This window comes from Streptomyces sp. NPDC005485, assembly GCF_040606085.1.
In the GTDB taxonomy this organism is placed as follows: domain Bacteria; phylum Actinomycetota; class Actinomycetes; order Streptomycetales; family Streptomycetaceae; genus Streptomyces.
In genome coordinates this window covers 1-8,891 of record NZ_JBEXDZ010000250.1, presented here as the reverse complement: position 1 = coordinate 8,891, position 8,891 = coordinate 1, and the positions used below count along the sequence as shown (strand labels likewise).

Sequence of the window (8,891 nt, the reverse complement as noted above, 5' to 3'; positions counted from 1 at the left end):
CGCCCGTGTCGTCCGGTCCCCCGTCGGGCGCCGTCCGGCGGCTGCGGACCGGCCCCCGACGCGTCGGAGCGCGTCCTCAGGCCTCGACAGGCGGCCTTCCCTCATGGAGTGCGATCGCGCGCTGCATCGCCTTGCGGGCGCGCGGGGTGTCGCGGGCGTCGTGGTAGGCGATGGCGAGGCGGAACCAGCTGCGCCAGTCGTCGGGGGCGTCCTCGGTCTCGGCCTTGCGCTTGGCGAAGACCTCGTCGGCCGAGTCACGGTCGATACGGCCGCCCGCGGTGCGCCTCAACTCGTCGACGGGCAGGCCGCCTTCGGCGTCGAGTTCGGCGGCGAGCCGGTTGGCCTTGCCCACGAACTGGGTGTTCTTCCAGAGGAACCAGAGGCCGATCACCGGAAGGATGAGGACGGCGACGCCGAAGGTGACGGTCACGACCGTGCCGGTCTGTATGAGCATGACGCCGCGGCTGCCGACCAGGACGAAGTAGACGACCAGGACGGCTGCCGTGACGGCGTAGGTGATTTTCGCGCGCATGTCTGCTGCCAGCTGTCTGTGACTGACCGACGGCTCAGCCGAGGTCCAGGAAGTGTTCCAGGCCGAAGGTGAGGCCCGGCGTGGTCACCACGCGGCGCACACCGAGCAGGATGCCCGGCATGAAACTGCTGTGGTGGAGGGAGTCGTGCCGGACGGTGAGGGTCTCGCCCTCGCCGCCGAGCAGGACCTCCTGGTGCGCCAGCAGGCCGCGCAGGCGGACCGCGTGCACCCGGACACCGTCGACGTCCGCGCCGCGGGCGCCGTCGAGGGCCGTCGTCGTGGCGTCGGGCTGCGGGGCGCTGCCCGCCTTGCGACGCGCCTCGGCGATGAGCTGGGCGGTGCGCGTGGCGGTGCCGCTCGGGGCGTCCACCTTGTTCGGGTGGTGCAGCTCGACGACCTCGACGGACTCGAAGTACGGCGCTGCGATCTGCGCGAACTTCATGGTCAGTACCGCGCCGATGGAGAAGTTCGGGGCGATGAGCACGCCCGTCCGCGGCGACGCGGCCAGCGCGGTGTTCAGCTGTGCGAGGCGCTCGTCGGTCCAGCCCGTCGTACCGACCACCGCGTGCATGCCGTGCCGTACGCAGAAGTCGAGGTTGTCCATGACCGAGGCCGGGGTGGTCAGTTCGACCACGGCCTGGGCGCCGGTGTCGACCAGCGTCTCCAGCTTGTCGCCGCGGCCGAGGGCGGCGACCAGCTCCATGTCGTCGGCGGCCTCGACGGCTCGTACCGCCTCGGATCCGATACGGCCCTTGGCACCGAGGACCGCCACGCGCAGCTTGCTCATGTTCTTGATTCCTTAGTCGAGGACTTGCCCGACAGTCGAGGACCTACGTGACCGCTTCGTGCAGACGGGACGCCTGTTTGTCCTTGAGCGGGCCGATGACCGAAAGCGAGGGCCGCTGTCCCAGGATGTCGCGGGCGACGGAGCGCACCTCGTCCGGGGTGACCGAGGCTATCCGGGCCAGCATGTCGTCGACGGACATCTGCTCGCCCCAGCACAGCTCGCTCTTGCCGATACGGTTCATCAGCGCGCCGGTGTCCTCGAGGCCGAGGACGGTGGAGCCCCTGAGCTGGCCGATGGCGCGGTTGATCTCGTCGTCGGACAGGCCGTCGGCGGCGACCTGGTCGAGTTCGTCGCGGCAGATCTTCAGCACGTCGTGGACCTGCGAGGGCCGGCAGCCCGCGTACACGCCGAAGAGGCCGCAGTCGGCGAAGCCCGAGGTGTACGAGTACACGCTGTAGGCCAGGCCGCGCTTCTCGCGGACCTCCTGGAACAGCCTCGACGACATTCCGCCGCCCAGCGCCGTATTGAGGACACCGAGCGCCCAACGGCGGTCGTCCGTGCGGGCCAGGCCCGGCATGCCGAGGACGACATGGGCCTGCTCGGTCTTACGGCCGAGGAGCTCCACGCGTCCGGCGGCGCGGATGGCGCGGCTGCCGTCGCGCGGGGCGATCGGCTCGGCGGCGGTCTGCTTGAGAGCGCCTGCCTTCTCGAAGGCGGCGCGGACCTGGCGTACGACCTTGTTGTGGTCGACGTTGCCGGCGCAGGCGACGACGAGGTGAGTCGGGTCGTAGTGCTTCTTGTAGAAGCGGCGGATGCGGTCCGCGGTGAGGGCGTTGACCGTGTCGACCGTGCCCAGGACGGGGCGGCCGAGCGGGGTGTCGCCGAGCATCGTGTGCGCGAACAGGTCGTGCACGCAGTCGCCCGGGTCGTCCTCGGTCATCGCGATCTCTTCGAGGATGGCGCCGCGCTCGACGTTGACGTCCTCTTCGCGTATCAGCGAGCCGGTCAGCATGTCGCAGACGACGTCGATGGCGAGCGGCAGGTCGGCGTCGAGCACGCGTGCGTAGTAGCACGTGTACTCCTTCGCCGTGAACGCGTTCATCTCGCCGCCGACCGCGTCCAGGGCGGAGGAGATGTCCAGGGCGGACCTGCGGCTGGTGCCCTTGAAGAGGAGGTGCTCCAGGTAGTGCGTGGCACCGTTCAGGGACGGGGTCTCGTCGCGGGAGCCCACGTGCGCCCAGATGCCGAACGTCGCGGAGCGCACGGAGGGCAGCGTCTCGGTGACGATGCGCAGGCCGCCCGGGAGGGTGGTCTTGCGGACCGTGCCGATTCCGCCGGTGCCCTTGATGAGGGTTTGCGTACGGGCGACGGCCCGCGCCTCCGAAGAGGTGCGGGCCGTCGTCGTGGAGCTACTCGACGTCACTTGTCGGTGTCGTCCTTCTTGTCGTCGTCGCCTTCACCCTCGATGACCGGGATCAGGGAGAGCTTGCCGCGGGAGTCGATCTCGGCGATCTCGACCTGGACCTTGGAGCCCACGCCGAGCACGTCCTCGACGTTCTCCACGCGCTTGCCACCGGCGAGCTTACGGATCTGCGAGATGTGCAGCAGACCGTCCTTGCCCGGGAGCAGCGACACGAACGCACCGAAGGTCGTCGTCTTCACGACGGTGCCCAGGTAGCGCTCGCCGACCTCCGGCATGGTCGGGTTGGCGATCGAGTTGATCGTGGCGCGGGCCGCCTCGGCGGACGGGCCGTCGACCGCACCGATGTAGATGGTGCCGTCGTCCTCGATCGTGATGTCGGCGCCGGTGTCCTCCTGGATCTGGTTGATCATCTTGCCCTTGGGGCCGATGACCTCACCGATCTTGTCCACGGGGATCTTGACGGTGATGATCCGCGGGGCGTTGGGGGACATCTCGTCCGGCGTGTCGATCGCTTCCATCATCACGTCGAGGATGTGGAGGCGGGCGTCGCGGGCCTGCTTGAGGGCCGCGGCCAGGACGGAGGCCGGGATGCCGTCCAGCTTGGTGTCGAGCTGGAGGGCGGTGACGAACTCCTTGGTGCCGGCGACCTTGAAGTCCATGTCGCCGAAGGCGTCCTCCGCACCGAGGATGTCGGTGAGGGCGACGTAGTGCGTCTCGCCGTTGATCTCCTGGGAGATCAGACCCATGGCGATACCGGCGACGGGGGCCTTGAGGGGCACACCGGCGTTCAGGAGCGACATGGTGCTGGCGCACACGGAACCCATGGACGTCGAACCGTTGGAGCCGAGTGCCTCGGACACCTGACGGATCGCGTAGGGGAACTCCTCGCGCGTCGGCAGCACCGGCACGAGGGCGCGCTCGGCGAGGGCGCCGTGGCCGATCTCGCGGCGCTTCGGGGAGCCGACGCGGCCGGTCTCACCGACGGAGTACGGCGGGAAGTTGTAGTTGTGCATGTAGCGCTTGCGGGTCACCGGGGAGAGGGTGTCCAACTGCTGCTCCATGCGGAGCATGTTGAGGGTGGTGACGCCCAGGATCTGGGTCTCGCCACGCTCGAACAGCGCCGAGCCGTGCACGCGCGGGATGGCCTCGACCTCGGCGGCGAGCGTACGGATGTCCGTGACGCCTCGGCCGTCGATGCGGACCTTGTCCTTGATGACGCGCTCGCGCACCAGGGACTTGGTCAGCGAGCGGTACGCGGCGGAGATCTCCTTCTCGCGGCCCTCGAACTGCGGGAGGAGCTTCTCGGCGGCGATGTCCTTGACGCGGTCCAGCTCGGCCTCGCGGTCCTGCTTGCCGGCGATGGTGAGCGCCTGCGCGAGCTCGCTCTTGACCGCGGCGGTGAGAGCCTCCAGGACGTCGTCCTGGTAGTCGAGGAAGATCGGGAACTCGGCGGTCGGCTTGGCGGCCTTCGCGGCGAGGTCCGACTGCGCCTTGCACAGGACCTTGATGAAGGGCTTCGCGGCGTCGAGACCGGCGGCCACGACCTCCTCGGTCGGCGCCTCGGCGCCACCCTTGACCAGCTGGATGGTCTTCTCGGTGGCCTCGGCCTCGACCATCATGATCGCGACGTCGCCGTCCTCGAGGGTGCGACCGGCGACGACCATGTCGAAGACGGCGTCCTCGAGCTCGGTGTGCGTCGGGAACGCGACCCACTGGCCGTTGATCAGCGCGACGCGGACGCCGCCGACCGGGCCGGAGAAGGGCAGACCGGCCAGCTGCGTGGACGCGGACGCGGCGTTGATCGCCACGACGTCGTACAGGTGGTCGGGGTTGAGGGCCATGATCGTCGCGACGACCTGGATCTCGTTGCGCAGGCCCTTCTTGAAGGACGGGCGCAGCGGGCGGTCGATCAGGCGACAGGTGAGGACGGCGTCCTCGGAGGGACGGCCCTCACGTCGGAAGAAGCTGCCGGGGATCTTGCCGGCGGCGTACATCCGCTCCTCGACGTCCACCGTGAGGGGGAAGAAGTCGAGATTGTCCTTGGGCTTCTTGGAAGCGCTGGTGGCCGACAGCACCATGGTGTCGTCGTCCAGGTACGCGACGGCGGAGCCGGCGGCCTGCTTGGCCAGGCGGCCCGTCTCGAAGCGGATGGTGCGGGTGCCGAAGGAACCGTTGTCGATAACGGCCTCGGCGTAGTGGGTCTCGTTCTCCACTAGCGTTTTCTCCTCGTCTTCGTCCCGGTCCTGCCCGTGTGGCAGGGGGACGGTGGCGGAGAAGCGCTCCGTCTTGCGGGCCGGTCTTCGATCGAAGCACCCGGGGGTCTCTTTCGCCCGGGGGCCACTACCGAGGACCGGCGGCGGCGAGGTGCGCTTCTCCTCGTTCGGTGTGGGTGATGACGCCCTACCCGGTGGGGTGGGCGGTATCACTCTGTGTCGTACGTATTGCGTTGTGCCACCACACTACAAAGCGGCAGTGACACTCCGCATGTTTCCGCACGTACAGCAAATCTGCACGTACAGCAAAAGGGAGCGGCCCCCTTCTTCAGTGGGAACCGCTCCCTTCACGGCGTCTTACTTGGCGCCGGCCGCACCGCGGCGGATGCCCAGGCGGTCGACCAGCGCACGGAAGCGCTGGATGTCCTTCTTGGCCAGGTACTGCAGCAGGCGGCGACGCTGACCGACCAGGATCAGCAGACCACGGCGGGAGTGGTGGTCGTGCTTGTGGGTCTTGAGGTGCTCGGTCAGGTCCGAGATCCGGCGCGAGAGCATGGCGACCTGGACCTCGGGGGAGCCGGTGTCGCCCTCCTTCTGACCGAACTCGGTGATGATCTGCTTCTTCGTAGCGGCGTCGAGCGACACTCGTACTCCTCGTAGTCCTGTGATTGCCACCGAGTGCCCCTGGTCCACATCTCAGGGGAGCTTCCGTTACTCGGGAGGCGGGGATCCGCTGGGCGCGGCCTTCAGATCCCTGGGCAGTTCCTTGCGGAGTGCCTTCATCGGGGTCCGAGGGTGCGTACACAAACGGCCGCTACACAGGGTACCAGGGCATACGACGACCTCGTGCCCGGCGTCAATCCGCCTTCGTGCCCGGCGTCAGTGCGCCCGTCGGCGGGTGTCAGTTCGCCTGGCGGCGGGTGTCAGTCCACCTGGCGGCGGGTGTCAGTCCGCCTGGCGTTTGGCCGCCCAGACGCACAGGACCACGATCAGGATCACGACAGGGATGATCCACATCAAGGAGGAGCCGCCTCCACCGCTTCCGTAGTGGTGGCCGCCCCCATAAGTGTGACGGTAGCCGCCGCGTCGTCCGCCGATGGCGAGCAGGTGTGCGTCGTGGAGATTCATGCGGCGGACTCTAGTCAGCGTTTCCCTGACATGGTCACGTCGTCACGGAGGCGTGACACGTCTGTGGCGCGGAGGGTACCCGCGTCAGCGCCGCGGCGGGGCGGGATGTCCCGTACCGGTGACTACCAGCTCGTTTCCCGGTGCATGCCAGGAGTGAGCGCATAGGGTGACCGCACAGTTCGCACGTACGTGGGGAAGGGGCCGCTCGAACATGGCCGAGGCAGAGGACCAGGACGTCAGGGCACGCAAGGAGCGGGAGAAGGACGAGCTCTACGCCCTCGACATCTCGGGCGTCGAATGGCAGAGCGCGCCGGGCACGGAGGAGCACGAGGAGCGGGTGGAGATCGCCTACCTGCCCGGGGGCGCGGTGGCCATGCGTTCGTCCCTCGACCCGGAGACGGTCCTGCGGTACACCGAGGCGGAGTGGCGTGCCTTCGTGCTCGGGGCTCGGGACGGGGAGTTCGATCTGGAGCCGGCACCGCACAACGGTGGGACGGCAGCGCAGTAGGAAGCGGCAGGGGCCTTGCAAGCGGGGACGGGCAAAGCGACGCCGCGCCGCTGTTCAATCCGTCGGCCCTGGCGACGACTGCGAGCAGCTTGCCCGTCGTCTGCCGCCCGTCGCCCGACTGCCGGGGCCCGAGCGGTCTTGCCGTCCCTGAAGTGCTCGTCGTCGAGGTGCTCGTCGTCGTTGCCGCACAAGAAGAGCCGACCGCCCAGGCGCAGCAGGGGGCGTGAGTCGAGGCTCGGGCGAACAGGTCCTTTCCATGGGGAAGTGTGCGATAACGCCCGTACTGATGGCTGCGTTTGTCCGTTTTGAGGGTCAATCGTGAGCGTGCGCAGGCGACTTCTGGGCAGGGTGTGACGTAGCGGGCAGTCGCGGTGGGGTGGACAGGCCTGCCCTATTGACAGTCATGGTGATTAGGCTGGGACCGGGCGCGACGCCAGAACCCGTGACCGGCTTGCCCGCGCCCCAGGGGGAGAGCCGCGTGGAATCGGACGACCTCGAACGACTTCGGACGACTACGAGCGACCACGGACGACCGCGGACGGAACGAGCAACGACCGTCCCGGCACCGCACGAGGGTGCTCGACCACACCAGGAGGAATTGTGAACAGCGATCGGGACGGGATCCGCGGGGGCTGGGCCACACCCGGCGATGACCAGTCCGACGCGGAGTCCGCCGTCGAGACGACGGGCGAGTTCACCATCGACTACGCGCCGCCTGCCTGGTACACGCAGAACGCGTCAGGGGGGTCGGGCGACGAGGCGTCGGATCCGAAGGCTTCGGAAACGTCCGAGACCTCGGAGGCTTCGGCTGCTTCGGCGGCTGCGCCCTCGGCTCCGGCCGCTCCCTCCTTGCCTGTTCCGCCGGCGCCGCCCGTTCCGCCGGTACTGCCCGTCGGCAGTCCCCTTGCCGTGCCGAAGTTGCCCGTGGGGAGTGGGTTCCGGCCGGAGACGGCCGAACCCGAGCCTCCGGCTGCGGCAGTTCCGACTCCGGACCCGGCTCCGGCTCCGGCCGCGGATGCAGGGAGTCCGGCGGCTCTGCCGAATCTCCTCGGCTTCCCCGCGGGTGGTGCGCCGGGGCAGTGGGCTCCGCCCGCACCGGTCGCGCCCACCGCGCCGCCCGCCCCTGTTGCTCCGGCCCCTTCCGAGGAGGCGGAGTCCCGAAACGGGGATCTTGAGAGTGGCGCCACCATGCGGATCTCCGCTGTCGCTCTGAAGCGGGAGATCGCGGAGCGGGAGCCTGTTGACGCCGAAGCCGAGCGGGCCGCGGGGCCCGATGTCGAGCCTGAGGTCGAAGTCGAGCCTGACGCCGAAGTCGAGGCGGAGGCCGAGTCCGAGTCCGAGGTCACCGAGGTCACCGAGGACGACGGTGCTGACGCCGGTGCCGAGGCCGACGTCGTGGAGTTGTCTCTCCGCCGTCCTGCCGAGCCCGCTCCGGAGCAGGAGCAGGAGCAGGAGCCGGTAGGCGCTGAGGGTGACGACGCCGATGGCGTGGACGCCGTAGATGTGGTGGAGGAAACCGCTGACGCCGGTGACGTGGCATCGGCCTCCTCCGAGGATGAGGACGAGAACGAGGTCCAGGACGCGGCCGTCGCCGAGGCGCCTGAGGTGCCTGAAGTGCCTGAAGTGCCGGAGGCCCCCGAAGCCTCTGACGCCGAGGTCGTCGATGCCGAAGTAGTCGACACCGAGGTCGTCGATGCCGAAGTAGTCGATGCCGAGGTCGTCGACGACGTGCCGCAGGACGACATCAATGACGCCGTCCCTCAGGGTGCCGAGCCTCAGGACGCGGTGCCCGCGGCCGTGCCCGTGCAGGACGCCCCGCCCGCGTGGGCTCCGCCGCCCGCGCCTCAGGGTGGGCTGCCGCCGTTGCCGCCCACGTACCAGCCTGCCGCGCCCGCTCCCGCCGCCCAGTGGCCCGCGTCCACCGAGCCCGCGGTCGCTGACGCCGGTCCGGCCGCGCCGCAGCCGCAGCCGCAGCCGCAGGGACAGCCTCCGGCGCAGCCGTTCCACCCGCAGGCGCCGCAGCCCGCTCCCCCGGCGTGGCCGTCCTCCCCCAGCGCGGGTGCACCGGCTCCGCAGCCGCCCGCGCCGCCCTTGCCGAACCCGGTGCCGGCCCAGGCGCAGCCCGGGAGTTACGGCTTCCCTCAGGCCAGCACTCCCCCTTCTCCTCCGACTCCGCAGGGCAGTTACGGTTTCCCGCAGCCCGCGGCCGCCGCGCCCGCCCCCCCCCCCGCCCCCCCCCCCCCCCCCCCCGGGCCCCCGTTCGGCGTGCCCCCCCCCGCGGGGCCCCCCGGCCCCCCCGC

7 protein-coding genes and 2 pseudogenes are annotated in these 8,891 nt (G+C 69.7%); 3 read left to right on the top strand and 6 right to left on the bottom strand.

Features of this window, described 5'->3' with window-relative positions:
- Positions 1-76 precede the first annotated feature (76 nt).
- From ABZS97_RS42160 to ABZS97_RS42135, 6 genes are all read right to left on the bottom strand, one after another.
- Positions 77-532, bottom strand: coding sequence for a hypothetical protein (locus tag ABZS97_RS42160; protein ID WP_356148560.1), 456 nt, complete (start codon positions 530-532; stop codon positions 77-79).
- Between the two features lie 34 nt (positions 533-566).
- Positions 567-1,319 (bottom strand): 4-hydroxy-tetrahydrodipicolinate reductase, encoded by a 753-nt coding sequence (gene dapB / locus ABZS97_RS42155; RefSeq protein ID WP_356148553.1) that lies wholly within the window; start codon positions 1,317-1,319, stop codon positions 567-569.
- A 43-nt stretch (positions 1,320-1,362) separates the two neighbouring features.
- Positions 1,363-2,742 carry a pitrilysin family protein gene (locus ABZS97_RS42150; protein ID WP_356148550.1) on the bottom strand — a complete coding sequence of 460 codons (1,380 nt, stop codon included), beginning with the start codon at positions 2,740-2,742 and terminating at the stop codon, positions 1,363-1,365.
- A complete protein-coding gene (locus ABZS97_RS42145) occupies positions 2,739-4,955 on the bottom strand; it encodes a polyribonucleotide nucleotidyltransferase (RefSeq protein WP_356148547.1) in 2,217 nt (738 codons plus the stop codon). Before ABZS97_RS42145 ends, ABZS97_RS42150 begins: the two co-directional genes overlap by 4 nt.
- Positions 4,956-5,312: 357 nt before the next feature.
- A complete protein-coding gene (rpsO, locus tag ABZS97_RS42140) occupies positions 5,313-5,600 on the bottom strand; it encodes a 30S ribosomal protein S15 (RefSeq protein ID WP_030945091.1) in 288 nt (95 codons plus the stop codon).
- A gap of 300 nt (positions 5,601-5,900) precedes the next feature.
- On the bottom strand, positions 5,901-6,083 hold the full coding sequence (locus tag ABZS97_RS42135) for a hypothetical protein (RefSeq protein ID WP_356148537.1): 183 nt from the start codon (positions 6,081-6,083) through the stop codon (positions 5,901-5,903).
- Positions 6,084-6,294: 211 nt separating this feature from the next.
- Here ABZS97_RS42135 and ABZS97_RS42130 point away from each other — a divergent pair, with 211 nt between their 5' ends.
- The 3 genes and pseudogenes from ABZS97_RS42130 to ABZS97_RS42120 form a co-directional block, all read left to right on the top strand.
- Positions 6,295-6,591 carry a DUF397 domain-containing protein gene (locus ABZS97_RS42130; protein WP_356148531.1) on the top strand — a complete coding sequence of 99 codons (297 nt, stop codon included), beginning with the start codon at positions 6,295-6,297 and terminating at the stop codon, positions 6,589-6,591.
- Positions 6,592-7,191: 600 nt separating this feature from the next.
- A pseudogene (locus ABZS97_RS42125) lies at positions 7,192-7,320 on the top strand (SCO5717 family growth-regulating ATPase); the annotation flags it as partial.
- A 459-nt stretch (positions 7,321-7,779) separates the two neighbouring features.
- A pseudogene (locus ABZS97_RS42120) lies at positions 7,780-8,891 on the top strand (topoisomerase II); the annotation flags it as partial.

Coding starts and splice junctions, on each gene's coding strand:
- ABZS97_RS42135 (WP_356148537.1), bottom strand. CDS start 6,083: ATGAATCTCCACGACGCACACCTGCTCGCCATCGGCGGACGACGCGGC.
- ABZS97_RS42130 (WP_356148531.1), top strand. CDS start 6,295: ATGGCCGAGGCAGAGGACCAGGACGTCAGGGCACGCAAGGAGCGGGAG.
- dapB (WP_356148553.1), bottom strand. CDS start 1,319: ATGAGCAAGCTGCGCGTGGCGGTCCTCGGTGCCAAGGGCCGTATCGGA.
- ABZS97_RS42160 (WP_356148560.1), bottom strand. CDS start 532: ATGCGCGCGAAAATCACCTACGCCGTCACGGCAGCCGTCCTGGTCGTC.